The sequence below is a fragment of the Leucobacter shiyiweii genome (assembly GCF_052446065.1).
In the GTDB taxonomy this organism is placed as follows: domain Bacteria; phylum Actinomycetota; class Actinomycetes; order Actinomycetales; family Microbacteriaceae; genus Leucobacter.
Map to the genome: position 1 here is coordinate 327,795 of NZ_CM127080.1, position 15,975 is coordinate 343,769.

Below are 15,975 nucleotides of genomic sequence, written 5' to 3' on the forward strand. Positions count from 1 at the left end.
CCCGCGAATGGATCCGAGGTTGTGTTGATCTCCGAGCAAGAATTGGGCCGAGATTGACGGGAACCCGGGCGAAGTCACGATGCGCTCCATACGTGCGACCACCCACTGGGATGAGATCGTTGAGGTGAGAGCGCAGCGGTGGTCAACGCACAGCGGGCTGGTCGGCCGCTGCGGGGGTTAACGACAGCGGGTCCGCGCTGGTGGGCAGACCCACCCCGGCGAGCTTCTGCAAAACCAGGTCGACATGCGCAGCGAATTCTGTGGCACCTGCGTCGATGAGGGCTTGCGCGAGCCCCTTAGGAGACTTCCCCGCGCGTGTGGATCTCTCTAGCCAGTACCTGCGCTGCCGGTCCGCTGTCCGCATCACCGCGTCAGGGTTGTTTTCCGCAGCGAGCATTAAGAATTCATCAATCGAATAGAGATCAAACGGGGGATCCTGAACGGCGGCGAAGTCTTTGACATTCTGGGTAAGGAGGATGTGCGCCCCGGCGTACGCTGCAGCGTTGTAGATGTGGAAGTCGCCTGGGTCGGCGATCCCCTCGACTGCACCGCCAGGGAACGAGGTGATCAGGTCACCGAGGGCCCCCTCGATGTGGTCCTGGATGACGCTTATCTGATCGCCGGAAAACTCTGGGAAGGTGTTCCGTAGGCTACTCATCGCTTCGACGACCGCCTCGCGTGAGGAAATCACGGAATACATTCCGGACTCTTCGCTCAGTATGAACGTCCAATCGCGCAGTGTGCGTGAGTAGAGTACGTTTGCGTCGGCAAAAACCAGGTGCATTCTTCGAGCGTAGCGACTAGCTCCGCCAAGAGCACCAGAGTGGCTGGCTTAGTTGTCGATACCTAGCTCGTCATCAACCTGGCGCAGGGCATCAAGTGCCACGCGTCGAGCTTCGTGACGCTTGACCTTCAACGCGAGGACGTCTTCGAGGCGGAGCTTGTGATGTGACCCAGTCTTTGAAGCAGGAAGCTCACCGGAGTCAATCAGTTTTCGAAGGGTTGGCCGGGAGACGCCCAAGAGCTTCGCCGCGGTTGTGGTGGTGAGTACATCTGGGATCGATGTCACGGTCAGATTGCCCTGAGTGAGCCCGTGCAGAGTGAACCGAAGCGCACGCACCACATGTTCGGGCATTTTAAGCTCGGAGCCGTCGTCAAGTACGGCCTTGAATCCAACGAACTTACGGTCGTGGGCGCGGGTAACTGTTTCTTGAGCCTGTTCGCGGATCTGCTCGTCGAGGATAAGTTGTTCGTCGTCAGTGCGAGCCATTAGTTGCGCGCTCATTTGAGTGCATCCCTTTGGTTGGTTCATGCTGGGGGTGATTTGTTCACCTCTTGAGGGTGTCAAGTAACTCTACATTGTTGCACTTATAACTGCAAGATGGAAAGCCCTGGTCGTTCGCGACAGAGGGAATCATGGTGCTCGAACAACCACCCGCGCCAAGCCAGCAGTGCCCGAGTCCCTCAGCCGAGGTACCCCCGCGGGTTCGCTGACTGCCACGCCCACGCATCGCGGCACGCCTCGGCGAACGACCGCATCGTGCGCCAGCCGAGCCGCTGCAGGGCGAGCGCGGGATCCGCCACCACCGTCGCGAGATCACCGGCTCGCCGCGGGTGGATCGCGTACGGCACCGCACGCCCCGAGGCCGCCTCAAAGCCCCGCACCGCCTCAAGCACGCTCGTACCCACCCCCGACCCGAGGTTGAACGCCTGCACCCCCGGCTCGGCGTGCGTGAGCGCGGCGACGTGCCCCTCGGCGAGATCCATCACGTGAATGTAGTCGCGCACCCCGGTACCGTCGGCCGTCGGGTAATCGTCACCGAAGACGGCGAGGCGATCGCGTAGACCGACCGCAACCTGCGCGACGTACGGCATGAGGTTATTGGGGATCCCGCTCGAGTCCTCGCCGATGCGCCCCGAGGGGTGCGCGCCAACCGGGTTGAAGTAGCGCAGGTTCACGGCGGCAAGCGCGGGCCAGGCCGCGGCGGCGTCGCTGATGATCTGCTCGACCGGCTCGCCCACGGCCTTCAGACCGGCAAAGTGGATCACGGCATCGAAGTCGATGCCGTCGAGCCCGGCACGGGTGGCGTGCGGGTCGGTGGGGTCGGCCTGCACAAGCTCGATCGGTTGACCGGACGAGTCCCGCCTACGGCCGCCCCATCCCGCGGTACTCCCAGCCGGCAGCACGCCACGCGGCGAGCGTTCTCGATCGCTTGTGGATCAGTCACCACCACCTCCGCGACCAACCCGTGCAATCGCACGGCAACCTCGAGCGCTGGGGAGTCACGAATATCGTCAGAGTGCGGTAGTCAACGTCGCTCGCCGATCTCGTATTCGACATCCCGTTTTTGATCGAATACGTGAGCACCTTCACCCCGTTGTCGCCGGGCGACGTGATCGTCACCGGCACGCCGGGCGGCGTGGGCCTCTTCATGGAGCCCCCGGGTCGCCTCAACGATGACGACGGCGATGTCGTTGAGGCCGGAGCAGTTAAGAAGGGGCACTGGTACGTTTTCTAGATGGGGACTGACGCTCTCAAGCCACTGACCGATCTTGTCTGGCACTACACAGATACCGCCGCGCTCATTAGTATTCTGACCACGCATCGGTTGCGCGCTAGTTCGGCTGCCTATATGAATGATGCCAACGAGATGATCACTCATCAACTTGCGATGAAGAGCGCTTACCGGCGCGTTCGAGAATCCCTCACCGCAGAAGAGCAAGAGCTGCTCGACCGTCGTTATAACTCAGACGCAGGGCACAGAAGTGTCCATGAGAACTACTTGGTTTCAGCATCGGAGAATGGCGATCTGTTAACGCTATGGCGAAACTATGGAGGAAACGGCGCATTCTCCATTGGCTTCGATCCAAGCGTGAAACTCCGACCGGTTCTTCAGCGCACCGAAGACAAACACCCTTTTCCTCCCAAGGGGTACTACGAAGACGCCGAGGATTTCACGGAAGAGGGAGAGCCATTCCGGTTATATGATCCGGACCAAACCAACACACTTGGTGGAAAGTGGAAACGAGTTCACTACGTCTCGCGTGATGGGATCGAAGCGCACGAGGAACAAGTTCGACGTGATGCTGAGTTCTTGGTTGGACGAAAGCACAACCCTTTAAAGTTCAAGCATTTTGTCGATTTCACCTACCTCGACCCCGATAACGCCCCAAACTTGGAAAAGGACGAAGCGTTCTCTGACGAAAAGGAAGTTCGGATAATCGTGTCCGTGATGCCTGACTGGAAGTTTGTGAAGTACCGGAGTGGACCCTTTGGCCTCACCCCTTACGTCGAGCTTGCAGCTATGGAGAAAACCCGTGCCGAAAACGGTGATGTAGCTTTGTCGCCAACATTCCTGCCAATCCGCCGGATCACACTCGGCCCTTCACGCCGCGGGTCAGAACTTGAGCAACGCTCCCTCCGCGCACTATTGGACGCAAACGGCTATGGTGACGTTGAAATTGATATTTCAGAGATCCCATATCGCTAAATCTCATAGACGGATCGTGGCGCAACAGTTCTCAATCGCAGCGATTGCTGCTCCTAAGGCCGCCCCATCCCGCGGTACTCCCACCCGGCCGCACGCCACGCGGCGGGGTCGAGGCAGTTGCGTCCGTCGACAATGAGCCGCCCAGTGGCGAGCGAAGCTGCGTGCGAGGGAGAAAGCTCGCGCCGGTACTCGTCCCACTCGGTGACCACGATCACCGCGTCGGCCCCGGCAAGAGCGGTGTCTCGGTCGAGTTCGTAGTGCAGGTGCGGGTGCACACGGCGTGCGTTCTCGATCGCTTGTGGATCAGTCACCACCACATCCGCGCCCAGCCCGTGCAATCGCACGGCGACGTCGAGCGCGGGGGAGTCGCGAATGTCGTCGGAGTGTGGCTTGAACGAGGCGCCAAGTACCGCGATGCGTTTGCCGACCACCGACCCGCCAAGCCCGTCGACCACGAGCGTCACTGCGTGCTCACGTCTCCGCAGATTGATCGCGTCCACTTCCTTGAGGAATGCGATGGACGAACCACGGCCCAGTTCTTCAGCCCGAGCGGTAAATGCGCGAATGTCCTTCGGCAGGCACCCACCACCGAAGCCAATACCGGCGCCCAAGAAGCGACGCCCAATGCGTTCGTCGTAGCCAATTGCATCTGCCAATTGGGTCACGTCGGCACCGGTGACCTCCGCGATTTCGGCCATAGCGTTGATGAACGAGATCTTGGTCGCGAGAAACGCGTTGGCAGCGACTTTGACGAGCTCTGCCGTCGCGAGGTCGGTCACAACACGGGGAATACCTGAAGCGATCGCTGTGGCGTATACCTCGTCGAGAGTCGCTGCCGCACGAGCGCCCGCTTCACCCCCGGGCACCCCATACACAAGGCGATCGGGGGTTATGGTGTCTTTCACAGCGAAGCCCTCGCGCAGAAACTCCGGGTTCCACACGAGCGTGGCACCGGTCGAGGCGATGCGCTCTGCGAGTCTGGCTGCCGTGCCCACGGGCACGGTTGACTTGCCCACGACGAGGTGATTCGCATCGAGATAAGGGAGAAGGGCGTCAACTGCCGCCTCCACGTACGTGAGGTCCGCTGCGTTGCCATCGTGTCGCTGTGGGGTGCCCACCGCGATGAAGTGCACGGTTGCCTCTGCGACTCGACTCATATCCGTGGTGAACGTGAGTCGCCCGGTCTGTCCTGCTTCCGCGAGAATCTCCGGCAACTCAGGTTCGAAGAATGGGGCCTGGCCAGCCGAAAGCAGCGCGACCTTCTGCGCGTCGACATCTACGCCCACCACTTCGTGGCCCAGCTTTGCCATGCTGGCAGCGTGTACCGCTCCGAGATAGCCGCAACCGATTACCGAAATTCGCATATTGACCACTCAATTCTCAATTGTATCTAATCGATGTTCACGCTGGCCGAGCTCTTGGGCACATCATATTCGGGACACGTGGAACCAAAGAAACCCGCTGGCTGCGGAAAGGCCCTTCCGTGGTAGATTCGAATCTAGCCAGCGATCTTTGGTGGTCCGAGGTGGATAAGATGCTTCTGAGAAGCAACCAAAAATTCCATTGTCTCTCGGCGTCATCTCCTCCCAACACGTGACAACTGAGGTTTTAGCTTCCTATGACACAGGCCCAGGTTGAATTTGTAATCTTTGGGCTTTCTTTAGTTTCCGCAATTATTATCTTGCCGAAAATCGTTGCTTATCTTCGCGACAGCAACACCCGGTGGACGGCGGCGGGACTACTTTTTTTTTGCGCCGGGGCAATTCTTGGAAACACTGAGGCCCTCTCGGACGCAACTTCGTTCAAGTTGCTCTATGCGCTGGTTCTCGTGGTGACATTGATATCTCCGTTGTTCAGCCGCAAACATGCGCGAATGGGATCCTTGTCTTCTCCATCAATAGCGATGATTCTGTTGCTTTGGTCTTGGCTGGTTGGTGTCAACATCGCTCTTAACTCAGGCATGGTTAGTGATGCTGCACTTCTGGTTCGGCTATCTCCCGGATTGATCTGGCTTGCTCTGCTCGCAAGCCACGCAGTTTCCCCGATTGACCGACGGATGCTCTCCGTCATGATGACTTTTGCGGTGACAATTCCCGGTCTGCTGGTTCCTTTTTCTGCGGAACAGTGGAGGGCGTGCGACCTTACCAAATGCGGTGTCTTCGATGGCATGCTCACCGGTTGGTACAGCTCGGAGAACTTCATGGGGCTCCAAGTCGTACTGGTGACAGTACTGCATCTTGTTTCCTTCGGCCTGAAACGTTCGTTGTATCTGCTCCCACTAACACTGCTTTGGTTGCTCGCCACTGAATCTCGCACTGCTCAGGCAGCTCTTCTGGCTGCCGCACTAGTGATGTGTATTGCTTGGCTCGGTGGAGTCTTCCTTGGTCGCCCCCAGAGGAATGGCCGAGGTTTCTCGAAACAGATACTGACAGTGACTGTGCCTTTGTTGTTCTTCATGATCGCCATATACCTCGTTGTGACAAGTGAGCGAAATGATTTTAGTGGTCGCGGATGGGTGTGGGGCAACGCACTAGAATTGTTGCGCGGGCACGAGGTCGTCGGCCTTGGGCTTGATGCATGGGCCATCCATCAAGCAACGGGTGCTCTACCCCCTCACCTTGGGGCACATAGCGTTTTTTTGTTTCTCGGCTTTTCCGGTGGCATCGTGGCCCTTGCGCTTCTCTTCCTTCTGATTCGGCAAACGTTGGCTGCCTCGCTCCATCACGAGGGCCGTCTTGCTCCAATGCTGGCATTTACTGTGGCCTTTTTGGTGTTGGGGTTGCAGGAGGTTGTCTGGAATCCGGCATCCATTGACGGGATGTCCTGGATTGGATTGGCGTTTGTCGCTATGGGCACGAGGCGTGAGGGCTGCGGGCCTGATTTTGATGCAGGCCTCAAGCAACGTCACGAATTGCATAACGAAGAGAGGCGATGGCTTTGAACATCGAACACCCTGGGATTTCAGTGGTGATACCCACAGTTGGCCGGAAGGAATTGGCTCGCGCAATTGCCTCTGCTCGAGATCAGAAATATCCAGGACCAATTGAACTAATTGTTGTCGCTGATCTTCCGGAAGGCACCCTTGAGGCATCCTTGGTACAAGGAGCCGACATCACACTTTACACCGGTGGTGGCAGAAGAGGAGGAGCAGCACGAAACCTCGGTATCAGAGCTGCAAGTTATGACTATGTTGCCCTGCTTGACGATGACGACCAGTGGATGCCGTGGAAGTTGTCGGTTCAAGTGAAGGCATTCTCGAATCTGCGTGTCGACATTGTCGGTACCAGGTCCGTTTATCGAAATCCCGGGACCGAAACGACCAGCGCACCGGTTCCTACCAGCGTCAAACACATCGATCAACCGGTCTATGAGTACCTTTTCCTGCGTCGTGGTCCAAGGGTAGGTAGACCTGTAATTTACACTTCAACGCTCATGGTGCGCACAAAGCTAGCGAAGCAAGTTCAGTGGGATGAATCACTTAAGCGGCATCAAGATTGGGATTGGGTTGACCGCTTAGAAAGGTCAGGTGGGCGTATTGCGCAAATACCAGATCCGTCGACTGTTATTTGGACAGGGTCTGTCGGCTCAATTTCGTCAAGTTCCGACTGGGAATCATCGATTACATGGGCTGAGACCAGACGCCAGATCTGGGATCCGAAGGTGCTGTCTGATTTTCTCGCTGGACAGACATTTCGCTACACGCTGCAGGCTCGGTCTGCAAGTGGAATTAGACGAACCATTGCAGCCATAGTGCGCACCGGCAGGATCCCGTCGGCCCAAACCTTCCTGCTGGGGCTGAGTGGCATTGTTCCCAGAATGCTTATCAATAGATTGCTTTCTAGATAGCGGCAATAAGATCGATCTACAATATTAGGAGACTTAATGCCCACTGAAGTGCCAGTAGTAGACCGCAATACTTGGCTGGTTTTCCCATCTACTCAGTCGTATGAAATATCACCCGATTTTGAACGTTTAGAGATTGATGGAATCACATTCGCTAGGTGCACAGACGGACGATTCTCGCAGGATCGCTGTTTAGAAGGTACTGATGATTATGTGATCCTTATCGATGGAGTCATTCTGAACAAAGCGGAACTCTTCAGGGAGACCGGCCTCAAGTCCACTGCAATCCTGGTCTCTGCATTGCTTCGGGAGCATGGGATATCTGCTACTCTGGCGCGACTTCGCGGTCCGTTCAACGGGGTGATTTTAGATCGACGTAGCGGAGCGTTACATGCGTTCGGCAACCAAACTGGGGAATCTGCGGCGTTTATCTATAGTACTGATGACGTCAACCTGTTTTCTAACAGTTTTGATTTACTTATGCGTTTCGTGCGAGCTGAAAACCTGGATTTCACCTTTGACGTTCACGCCGCAATGGTGATGCTCAGCTATGGCTTCATGATTGATGATCACACTTTCGCTCGTGAGATCCGCCGAGTTGCTCCAGGTGCAGTGACTTCAATCAACTTGTCAGAGCGGACTCATGAAACTGAGACTTACTGGGCGCTGGGAAATCGAAAAGCCTGCAACGTTTCATCGATCGAGGAAGCCGTCTACGAACTTGATCGCTTGTTTAGGCAGGCTGTGAGGCGTTGCTTCGATAAAGATCTCGAATATGGATATACCCGGCATTTAGTTGACCTGAGCGGTGGAATGGACGCACGCATGGTTAATGTTGTGGCACGCAATCTGGGCTATGGTTCGATTACCAACGTCACTTACAGTCAGTCAAAAACCTCTGAGAACCTCTATGCGATGCGGCTGGCAGCGCAACTTGGAAATGACTGTCTTTACCACCCCATGGATAGCGGAAACTCCGTGATGCATCCTGAAGAGAATTTGCGCTTGAACTCGGGCATGGCGTTTTACTCGGGCATCACAGGAGGAGCTTTCTTTCTTAAAAGCCTCAACTTCGCGCAGTTTGGCCTTGAACACACTGGCCAAATCGGTGATGCAGTGGTAGGGACATTCCTAAAGACTGGAGAGCGTAGGGCTCCATCCCCAGGAACGGCCGCATTCTCGAGTGTGAACACTTATCCTTCAAAGATCGATGCTGAGGACGAAGAGCTGTTCGTTATGAACACGCGCGTATTTCGAGGCGCTATGTCATCGCACTTGCTTCGGCAACATTTCACGTTTGCGGTATCTCCCTATTCGGATACTGACCTGCTTGATTTTGTTTTTTCGCTTCCACTTGAGTGGAGGCTTAGGCACAGATTGTTCGCGTTATGGGTTGACAAACACTACCCATCTGCCTTGAGTGTCCCAACTACACGCCTCCTGCCTTTTGGGCTTAACCCGGTTCGTTTTGTAAGGCTCTATTTTCAGAAGGCATTCGGTGTGATATCGCGCAAGACACAGAATTGGCTAGTCCAACGGAACCTGCCGGGCTCAACACTCCTCTCGAGGCTCGGCAATAGTATGAACCCGCTTGAAATGTGGTACTCAACAAATTCTGAGTTCCGAGAAGTAATCGATTCGGCAGAGCGAGGAGTTCGAGGGCTACCCGAAGAATCTGCCTTGCAGGCTGCTCTAAAGAATTCCTTTGGCAAAAACAGCTCTATGTGGGACAAGGTGCTCGGCGTGACAGTTGTGACCATGTACTATTCATATTTTGCGGAACCGGCTCGGGAAGATACCGCGTGAATTTGTCACCGCGTCACTGCTGGGAAAGGCTCCTTGGGGGCGGTGCCCTGTTTAGGCAAATCCTCACCATCCTATCTGGGACGGCTAGTGCACAAGTGGTGACCGTAGTCTCGATGATTCCTCTAGCGAGACTCTACAGTCCCGGAGACCTCGGGTTGTTTGCGATTATCCAATCTGTTGTGACTATCGGGGTAACAGTAGCCGCAGGTCGTTTCGATGTGGCAGTCATGCTCCCGAAATCAGACACTACCGCTCGTGTCTTGCAGAGACTGGCTACGCGGTCGATCATGTTATCATCCGCAATGCTTTCCGTTTTGCTCTTACTAGCATCCCCTCTCGTTGCTGAACGCTACGGTGAATTCAAATTCGCAGTGTGGCTCGCTTCCGCTGGGGTGGCGACGTACTTCGTGGCGCAGATTGTCAACGTGCAATTCTGGCTCAATAGGGAGCAGGATTATCGTGCAATCGCTGCGAATCGCTTGGCACAGTCGGTGGCCGTAGCCGCCTGTCAAATCGGATTTGCGTTCGCATTGGGAGGGTACGAGGGGCTTATGGCTGGCCTCCTAGTCGGTCAAGCTCTTACGCTCCTATTGGTTACACTTCGCACGCCTGAACTGCTTAAGCGACTTCCGGCTGACGCGCCCACCAAGCTTGAGGTAGCGCGGAAATACAAAAGGATGCCCCTTATTGGCCTCCCAACTGCGGTTCTTGACGCAGTCAAGACCGCTGGTATAAATATCCTGATCGCGAATATTGCAATCAGCGCCCTTGGACAGTTTTCGCTCGCGTTTCAACTGACCAAAGCTCCAGTAAGCCTGATGAACGGAGCAATTGCCCAGGTGATGCTTCAGCGGCTCTCTACGGCGATGCCTGGTGACATGTCGAGGATACTTCGTGCCGTGTTACTCAGAATTCTGCTTTTCTCTGTTCCAGTGTTTGCTGTCTTCTATCCAACGGCACCGTTTCTGTTCCCATTCCTCTTCGGTGAACAATGGAGTGAAGCGGGGAAGATCGCGCAAGCTTTGGTACCCTGGCTGTTCATGGTTGCGCTGACGTCTCCCGTCGCAAACGTCTTCGTAATCACGAACAAGCAGGAATGGGCATTAGCCTTCGCCTTTATCTCGACCGCTGCCGCTGTTTGTTTTCTTGCTTTCACTCGGTTTGATTTGCTTGCTGCAGTCAGCATACTTTCGCTCATCATGGCTTCACTGCTTGTGATTTGGATATTCATGGCTCTACTTGCAGCTCGTGGTTTCGATGCTTCAGCCGAAAAAGAGAACTAGGAGGTCTGAAGATCATGCGTGTACTTGTGGTCACCCCTTGGTTTCCTTCTGAAAAGCACCCGGGGGCTGGCGCCTTCATGTTGCGTGATTCAGAGATGTTACAGTCCGCTCATGATGTTACTGTTCTTCATTTTGCGAAGTCAGGCGACTTAGATAGTGAGGAACCCAGATGCAGTCGCACTGACTCGGGAATACTGGTGAAGAGGATCGAATTCAATCCATTTCGAGCGGCTTCGGTGCGTCGTGCACGTCGTGCACTTGTACGTGAGCTCAATAACTCCGATGTGCTCCATTCAATGGCCATGCATTCACTACTTCCTCTGCTGCTAGTTCGGCCAAACGTTCCGTGGATACATACAGAACATTGGTCGGGTCTGATGCAAACGAAGCCAGCGCTCAAGAAACGTATTGGGAGATCCCTCCTCGTCCGATTCCTGTTGCGACCTGATGTGCTTGTTGCAGTCGGTCATGATCTCGCAGCGGCTATGAAAGACCATGCGCGAGTGCAGATCCGGGTAATTCCGAATCATGTATCGTTGGGGTCTTCAGATGGTTTAGCTGAGCCGCCAGAAGCCCGAAACGGCTCCCCGTTGCGCATGATCGGGGTGGGGAATCTAATCGCACATAAAGGTCCACTCCTCGCGCTTGACGCAGTAAAAGAACTGCGAGTACGCGGAATAGCGGCTGAGCTTACTTGGGTGGGTAAGGGCCCGTTAGAGAGCGCTATGGTTGAGCGATCGAAGGAACTGGAGCTCGCAAATTGTCTCCACCTTCCTGGCCAAGTGGAGCCCAATCTGGTTTCCAATCTACTTCGAAGGAGCCACCTCTTTATCCTTCCAACACATTCTGAAACTTTTGGTGTTGCATTCGCCGAGGCCTTGGGGCAAGGTTTGCCTGTCGTTGCCACAGGATATGGTGAGCATCTCGACTTCTTGCCCCCGGAAGCTTCGAGGATCGCCCCCCAACGGACCGGGTCTGTGCTTGCCGAGGCAGTTATCTCGCTGATTTCGGATAGTCGCCGATGGAGTCCTGCGGAGATATCGTCTTACGCGCAAAGCAGATTTGCTGAGCAGGGAAGGAGGGATCAGTACGCTTCTGCCTATTCTGAGGCGCTGTGCAAGGAGTGTGAGTGATGTGCCCTGGGATTGATGGAGTCGCTTGGTTAGATTCCTGATCGCAGCATCTGTGTCCTTTCGGGTACAAGTCCACTCCTGAGGCAGTACTTCCCGAAGAGTACGAATCTCTCCAGGTGGGGTGCTGAGGATCTTGAGGCGGTTGCTCATGCGTTGAAGAGCAGGCCTCGGAAATCTCTTGGGTGGAAGACTCCGGCGGAGGCATTCAATGAGCAGCTACTCTTGGTTCAACAAGCTGGTGTTGCATCGACCGGTTGAATCTGGTGTCCATACATCGAAGGACTACGTGAAGCTGTGTGCGCGGTACGGTGTGAAGCAGTCTACGCAAGCCATTGGGTCGAGCGCAGATAATGCCCTTGCCGAGAGCCTCAATGCGGCCCTGAAACGGGAACTCCTCGAGGGCCGGGAAGCGTTTCCGGATGCTGCTACCGCGTACCGGGCGGTGTTTCGGTGGGCGAACCGATACAATACGAGAAGGCGACACTCAGCGATCGGGAACGTCGCTCCGAGCGTGTACGAGGTCGGATTCACGGTTAGGCTCGCTACCGCGGCCTAAAACCATCTGACAGTGTGTCCAAGATCAAGGGCAAAGGCCCGGCACCAGCGGCAGCCTGACCGACCTTCCCGCGAGCTTCGCGGCAGGGGATCAGGTCAGCCGCGGAGGTTATTATGCACATCGAACTGCTCCGCTAGGCAACAAAATCCCGCTCGCGACGGTCACCGATTACGCGAGCGGGATTGCCCCCAACGATCATGTAGGGCTCAACGCTCTTTGTGACCACCGAACCGGCCCCGATGATTGCGTGATCCGCGATGGTGACCCCGGCAAGGATGATCGCACTCCGCCCAATCCACACGTCATTTCCGATGGTGACTGGTGATGGCGCGGTGAAGCCTTGCTCGATCATGGGTCGTGTCAGGTCATCGAACCGGTGGTTAGTTGCGTGGATGGCGACGTTCTGCCCCATCATCACGTCGTCCCCAATTGTGACGGGCCCGTGCAGTTCGGAGCGGATGCCGATGGCTGAACGCGAACCAATCCGCACATTGTTGCCGCGTCCGAAGTATGCTCCACGTTCGATGTTGATGTTGCGCCCAGCCTCCGCGAACAACGGGGACGCCACTGCGCGGCGGATCTTCCTCGCCAGCATGCCTCCGGGCTTCTCCGAGTCGGGGAGCCAGCGGGCGATGTAAAGGTAAACGGCAAGGCGCAGGTCAGTCATTCGAGACACTCTACCGGCGCGGCCCGGACTGCCACTAAACGACCCAGATAGTTGCACCCGGTCACCTTCAGGTAACGAAGGAGACCGGGTGCTTCCCTTAGTCAGCAGAATGGGAACCGGCACTATCCATGCTGCCCAGTTCCTCATCACCGCCGACGAGAACATCGACCGGCTGCGTAGCGAAGCTGCGTTCGCGAGACTCTGCGGGGCTGCCCCTGTGCCGGTGTCTTCAGGGAAAAGTCACCGGATGCGTCTCCACCGCGGCGGCGACCGAAAAGCGAACAGAGCACTCCATATGATCGCCGTGGTCAGACTCCGATACGACGCCCGAATGATTGACCAAATACAACGCCGCCTCAGTGAGGGGCTTTCAAAGAAGGACGTGTTTAGGTGCCTCAAACGGTTTAGCGCGCGCGAGGTTTATCGTGACCTCAACACCGATACTTCTAGCGACTTGACATGTATAGGATCGTCCGATTTCAGAATCGACACCGGATCTCATCATTTCGTGGATGCACGGTCTCACGACTTCATGTTCTGGCGAGTCGGTAAACGACAACAGAATCGGCTGCCCGCTACCCACACATCAACCACTCATTTCCGGTACCGTCCGTGCATCGTGCATCGTGCATCGTGCATCGTGCATCGATGCCACGCTGGCAACGCATATCGCCCTGCCCCAGAGTGATCGTTGGCGCGCTCGTTGAACGCTCTATCCGACCTGCTTGCGCCTCTTGCGGATCGAACTGGCGACGAGGAGCCCGCCGCCGACCAGGGCAAGAGCCCCGCCGCCGACCCAGATCCACAGCGCTTGGTTTGAGTCTGAACCGCCGACTGCGAGCTCGGAGGCGCTAGCTGATCCACCAGGATTGGCCACGGTGATCTTCCAGGTGCGCGTCCAACCCGTGCCTGAAGCGGCAGCGGTGAGGTTGTAGGTGCCCACCGCGTTGGTCGGCAGGGTCACCTTCGCGGTGAGTGCACCCTGAGGAGTGGCATTGAGCACCCTGCTCTGGGTGTCAATCTCGGTTCGGAATGACGCGATTGTGGCACCCGCCTGAGCGTTCTCGCCGTTGAGAGTGAAGCTCACCGGCTGGTTGGCAGCGAAAGACCCGTCGGGAAACCCAAGGGTCACCGTGCCACCCGGAGCAACCGACGCGGGGGGTGCCTGGTAGGAATCGTCTGCGGGGTAGCCCTCGCCAACAGCCTGCGCCATCGTCGGAGCCGCCAGGAGCGCCGCCGCGACGAGTGCCAGCGCCGCGAGTGCGCGCTTCAAGAAGCGTGAATTCATGTGTGTTCCCCCAGCAAGAGTGCATATGTCGAGCAAAACCGCGTGTCGGCATTACACATACTCCGCCTAACGATACACGAGGCCTAACAGAGGCGGCCGGCGGGGTCGGTGCCGGTGTGCTGGAAGGTCGGGGTCTGCTGCCAGGCCAGCTCTGCCCCCGCGTGGTCGATTGCGAGGTACTCGAGCTCGAGCACGCTGCTCTGCCCGGGCGCGAGCCTCGGATTCCAGGTGGCGAGCGAGCGTTCGAAAGCGAACTCCGACGAGCCCGGACCCTCGGGTGCCCCATCGAACGCCATGCGCTGCAACTCGAATCCCGGGGGTGCGTACACTTGCGCGAGCGTGAGGATGTCTCCCTTGGGCATATCGACAAACCAGCCGCCGCCGGTGATGTAGTCGGGCAGCGTCGCCCCCGCATCGGCCGGTGCCGTGTTCGTGAGTGTGATGCGCAGCGTGACGCGCGGATCCGCTGCGGCTACCGGGCAGCCGCCAGAGACGACCTCGACGCTGCTCGCGAGGTAGTAGCCCATCTTCGAGCCGGTGCCGTCGTTGAGCAGCATCGCGAACCGTGCCTCGCCTGGCGTGCTCTGCGGCAGCGTGCCCTCGAGCAGGGTGCCCGCGATTACGGCCTGCTCGGCCTCGATGCTGCTCCACACCCTCACGCGGTTCTCTTGAGCGGCGGTCGCCAGCGCGCCTATCAGCGCGACCGGGTCGTAGCCGCCCGAGGCCACTGCGTCGAACACCTGGGCGGCCGCATCGGCGAACACCAGGTCTTGCATGGCCGGCTCAGGGTACGAGATGTAGACGTCGTGGAGGAGAAACTGCACCGCGTTCTCGCTTGAGAGGGTCACTCCGTTGGCCAGGGTGATGGGGCCGGTGGCCTCGAGCACGCCCGCGAGCGTGAACGGGTCGAGTGCGATCACGGCCTGCGGCCGGGTGCCGAACTGCCGCTCCCACATGGTGACGGCGAGTTCGCCAGAGAGCGGGAACTCGGGCGCGTAGGTGACGTTCTGTATCCAGAGTGCCGGCCGATCCCCATAAATTCCGCGGATCTCTGGCGGTAGTGTCATCACCGGTTCGTCGAACTTCGGGAAGTCGCGGGTGGAGGCCTGCTGCGCGAGCGAGATCGCGCCCTGGTCGGTGTGCGCGAGCGCCAGCGCCCCGGGAATGCCGACCGTCGAGCGCAGCTCGGCGTTGTTGAGGAAGAGCAGCAGCGTGTCGCGCGGCCCGTCGGCGCCGAGCAGCGCGGGCACCAGTTGCGTGCCGCCGTGCACCGCGTGCACGCCACTCGAGACCGGAGCCAGCTGGGCGGCGAACTCGTCGACCGCCTCGGCGAGCGGTCGCAGCAGCGCATCGGTGTCGATGCCGGCCATCGCCGCCTCGACCTCGGTGATGCGCGCGGCGGCGTCTGCGGCCACGGGCTGCATCGCGAGCAGGGGGGCCGGGTCGAGTCGGCCATCGACCGGCCTCAGTGAGCCCTCGAGCTGTGATGCCGGCTCGATCAGCGGCACCCCGATCTCGCGCACCACCGCGTCGAGCGAATCGGAGGTGATGCGGAACGCGGCGAGGTTTTGCCCGAGGCCCGGAACAAACTCGGCCGCGCGCCAGATCGGGTCGGAGGTGAGGCTCGCGGCCCGTTCGGTGTGCGCGCCGGTCTCTGCGAGCGCTTCGGCCGCCGCAGCGGGGTCTGCGGTGAGCTGTTCGCCGATGCCCGTGACCGCGCCGCGGGCCGTCTGCACCTCTTGGTACGCGAGCCACCCGCGGATCCCGATCCACGCGGTAATGGCGACGAGGGCGGCGAGCAGACCGACGATGATCCACACCCACGTGCGGCGGCGCCTGCGGCGCGGCCTCGTGCGCAGGGGCTGGGCGGCTGGGGCGGTAGTCGTGTCGGTCATCACACCCAGGGTA

The 15,975-nt window shown here is 58.0% G+C and carries 15 protein-coding genes and 3 pseudogenes; 10 read left to right on the plus strand and 8 right to left on the minus strand.

Annotation, left to right across the window (positions count from 1 at the left end; translation table 11 throughout):
- Positions 1 to 142: 142 nt before the first annotated feature.
- The 4 genes and pseudogenes from ACTNFJ_RS01585 to ACTNFJ_RS01600 all read right to left on the minus strand — a co-directional run.
- Positions 143 to 784: a hypothetical protein gene (locus tag ACTNFJ_RS01585; protein ID WP_435907049.1), complete on the minus strand. Its 642-nt coding sequence runs from the start codon at positions 782 to 784 to the stop codon at positions 143 to 145.
- Between the two features lie 48 nt (positions 785 to 832).
- Entirely contained in the window at positions 833 to 1,285 is a 453-nt protein-coding gene (locus ACTNFJ_RS01590) for a helix-turn-helix domain-containing protein (RefSeq protein WP_435907048.1), read from the minus strand.
- A 179-nt stretch (positions 1,286 to 1,464) separates the two neighbouring features.
- On the minus strand, positions 1,465 to 2,115 hold the full coding sequence (locus tag ACTNFJ_RS01595) for a GDP-mannose 4,6-dehydratase (RefSeq protein WP_435907047.1): 651 nt from the start codon (positions 2,113 to 2,115) through the stop codon (positions 1,465 to 1,467).
- A gap of 74 nt (positions 2,116 to 2,189) precedes the next feature.
- Positions 2,190 to 2,306 (minus strand): annotated as a pseudogene (locus tag ACTNFJ_RS01600) (UDP binding domain-containing protein); the annotation flags it as partial.
- Positions 2,307 to 2,360: 54 nt separating this feature from the next.
- On the opposite strand from ACTNFJ_RS01600, the gene ACTNFJ_RS01605 reads away from it, so the two are divergent.
- Positions 2,361 to 2,519, plus strand: coding sequence for a fumarylacetoacetate hydrolase family protein (locus tag ACTNFJ_RS01605; RefSeq protein WP_444711783.1), 159 nt, complete (start codon positions 2,361 to 2,363; stop codon positions 2,517 to 2,519).
- Positions 2,520 to 3,491, plus strand: a complete 972-nt coding sequence (locus ACTNFJ_RS01610; RefSeq protein WP_435907046.1) for a DUF2971 domain-containing protein — start codon at positions 2,520 to 2,522, stop codon at positions 3,489 to 3,491. It begins immediately after the preceding gene.
- 53 nt (positions 3,492 to 3,544) lie between these two features.
- Here the strand turns inward: ACTNFJ_RS01610 and ACTNFJ_RS01615 are convergent, their stop codons facing one another.
- Positions 3,545 to 4,855: a UDP-glucose dehydrogenase family protein gene (locus ACTNFJ_RS01615; protein ID WP_435907045.1), complete on the minus strand. Its 1,311-nt coding sequence runs from the start codon at positions 4,853 to 4,855 to the stop codon at positions 3,545 to 3,547.
- Positions 4,856 to 5,109: 254 nt separating this feature from the next.
- On the opposite strand from ACTNFJ_RS01615, the gene ACTNFJ_RS01620 reads away from it, so the two are divergent.
- The 7 genes and pseudogenes from ACTNFJ_RS01620 (at position 5,110) to ACTNFJ_RS01650 (ending at position 12,112) form a co-directional block, all read left to right on the plus strand.
- Positions 5,110 to 6,432, plus strand: coding sequence for an O-antigen ligase family protein (locus ACTNFJ_RS01620; protein ID WP_435907044.1), 1,323 nt, complete (start codon positions 5,110 to 5,112; stop codon positions 6,430 to 6,432).
- The gene (locus ACTNFJ_RS01625; RefSeq protein ID WP_435907043.1) at positions 6,423 to 7,337 is read left to right on the plus strand and encodes a glycosyltransferase family 2 protein; all 915 of its coding nucleotides are present in this window, start codon (positions 6,423 to 6,425) and stop codon (positions 7,335 to 7,337) included. Before ACTNFJ_RS01620 ends, ACTNFJ_RS01625 begins: the two co-directional genes overlap by 10 nt.
- A 36-nt stretch (positions 7,338 to 7,373) precedes the next feature.
- Entirely contained in the window at positions 7,374 to 9,140 is a 1,767-nt protein-coding gene (locus ACTNFJ_RS01630) for an asparagine synthetase B family protein (RefSeq protein WP_435907042.1), read from the plus strand.
- A gap of 113 nt (positions 9,141 to 9,253) precedes the next feature.
- On the plus strand, positions 9,254 to 10,423 hold the full coding sequence (locus ACTNFJ_RS01635) for an oligosaccharide flippase family protein (protein WP_435907140.1): 1,170 nt from the start codon (positions 9,254 to 9,256) through the stop codon (positions 10,421 to 10,423).
- 95 nt (positions 10,424 to 10,518) lie between these two features.
- Positions 10,519 to 11,556 (plus strand): glycosyltransferase family 4 protein, encoded by a 1,038-nt coding sequence (locus tag ACTNFJ_RS01640; protein ID WP_444711804.1) that lies wholly within the window; start codon positions 10,519 to 10,521, stop codon positions 11,554 to 11,556.
- A 66-nt stretch (positions 11,557 to 11,622) separates the two neighbouring features.
- Positions 11,623 to 11,814, plus strand: a pseudogene (locus tag ACTNFJ_RS01645) (IS30 family transposase); the annotation flags it as partial.
- Complete coding sequence (locus tag ACTNFJ_RS01650; RefSeq protein WP_435907040.1) at positions 11,765 to 12,112, plus strand: integrase core domain-containing protein; 348 nt, start codon at positions 11,765 to 11,767, stop codon at positions 12,110 to 12,112. The pseudogene ACTNFJ_RS01645 and the gene ACTNFJ_RS01650, both read left to right, overlap by 50 nt.
- Positions 12,113 to 12,245: 133 nt before the next feature.
- Here the strand turns inward: ACTNFJ_RS01650 and ACTNFJ_RS01655 are convergent, their stop codons facing one another.
- Positions 12,246 to 12,779: an acyltransferase gene (locus ACTNFJ_RS01655; protein ID WP_435907039.1), complete on the minus strand. Its 534-nt coding sequence runs from the start codon at positions 12,777 to 12,779 to the stop codon at positions 12,246 to 12,248.
- A 97-nt stretch (positions 12,780 to 12,876) separates the two neighbouring features.
- Here ACTNFJ_RS01655 and ACTNFJ_RS01660 point away from each other — a divergent pair.
- A pseudogene (locus ACTNFJ_RS01660) lies at positions 12,877 to 13,221 on the plus strand (transposase); the annotation flags it as partial.
- Positions 13,222 to 13,491: 270 nt separating this feature from the next.
- Here the strand turns inward: ACTNFJ_RS01660 and ACTNFJ_RS01665 are convergent.
- Positions 13,492 to 14,067 (minus strand): hypothetical protein, encoded by a 576-nt coding sequence (locus ACTNFJ_RS01665; protein WP_435907038.1) that lies wholly within the window; start codon positions 14,065 to 14,067, stop codon positions 13,492 to 13,494.
- Positions 14,068 to 14,150: 83 nt separating this feature from the next.
- Positions 14,151 to 15,962 (minus strand): DUF4012 domain-containing protein, encoded by a 1,812-nt coding sequence (locus tag ACTNFJ_RS01670; RefSeq protein ID WP_435907037.1) that lies wholly within the window; start codon positions 15,960 to 15,962, stop codon positions 14,151 to 14,153.
- Positions 15,963 to 15,975 lie beyond the last annotated feature (13 nt).

Excerpts from the sequence above, each read along its gene's own strand:
- ACTNFJ_RS01585 (WP_435907049.1), bottom strand. The coding sequence starts at position 784 with ATGCACCTGGTTTTTGCCGACGCAAACGTACTCTACTCACGCACACTG.
- ACTNFJ_RS01590 (WP_435907048.1), bottom strand. The coding sequence starts at position 1,285 with ATGAGCGCGCAACTAATGGCTCGCACTGACGACGAACAACTTATCCTC.
- ACTNFJ_RS01610 (WP_435907046.1), top strand. The coding sequence starts at position 2,520 with ATGGGGACTGACGCTCTCAAGCCACTGACCGATCTTGTCTGGCACTAC.
- ACTNFJ_RS01615 (WP_435907045.1), bottom strand. The coding sequence starts at position 4,855 with ATGCGAATTTCGGTAATCGGTTGCGGCTATCTCGGAGCGGTACACGCT.
- ACTNFJ_RS01620 (WP_435907044.1), top strand. The coding sequence starts at position 5,110 with ATGACACAGGCCCAGGTTGAATTTGTAATCTTTGGGCTTTCTTTAGTT.
- ACTNFJ_RS01625 (WP_435907043.1), top strand. The coding sequence starts at position 6,423 with ATGGCTTTGAACATCGAACACCCTGGGATTTCAGTGGTGATACCCACA.
- ACTNFJ_RS01630 (WP_435907042.1), top strand. The coding sequence starts at position 7,374 with ATGCCCACTGAAGTGCCAGTAGTAGACCGCAATACTTGGCTGGTTTTC.
- ACTNFJ_RS01635 (WP_435907140.1), top strand. The coding sequence starts at position 9,254 with ATGATTCCTCTAGCGAGACTCTACAGTCCCGGAGACCTCGGGTTGTTT.
- ACTNFJ_RS01640 (WP_444711804.1), top strand. The coding sequence starts at position 10,519 with ATGTTACAGTCCGCTCATGATGTTACTGTTCTTCATTTTGCGAAGTCA.
- ACTNFJ_RS01650 (WP_435907040.1), top strand. The coding sequence starts at position 11,765 with ATGAGCAGCTACTCTTGGTTCAACAAGCTGGTGTTGCATCGACCGGTT.
- ACTNFJ_RS01655 (WP_435907039.1), bottom strand. The coding sequence starts at position 12,779 with ATGACTGACCTGCGCCTTGCCGTTTACCTTTACATCGCCCGCTGGCTC.
- ACTNFJ_RS01665 (WP_435907038.1), bottom strand. The coding sequence starts at position 14,067 with ATGAATTCACGCTTCTTGAAGCGCGCACTCGCGGCGCTGGCACTCGTC.
- ACTNFJ_RS01670 (WP_435907037.1), bottom strand. The coding sequence starts at position 15,962 with ATGACCGACACGACTACCGCCCCAGCCGCCCAGCCCCTGCGCACGAGG.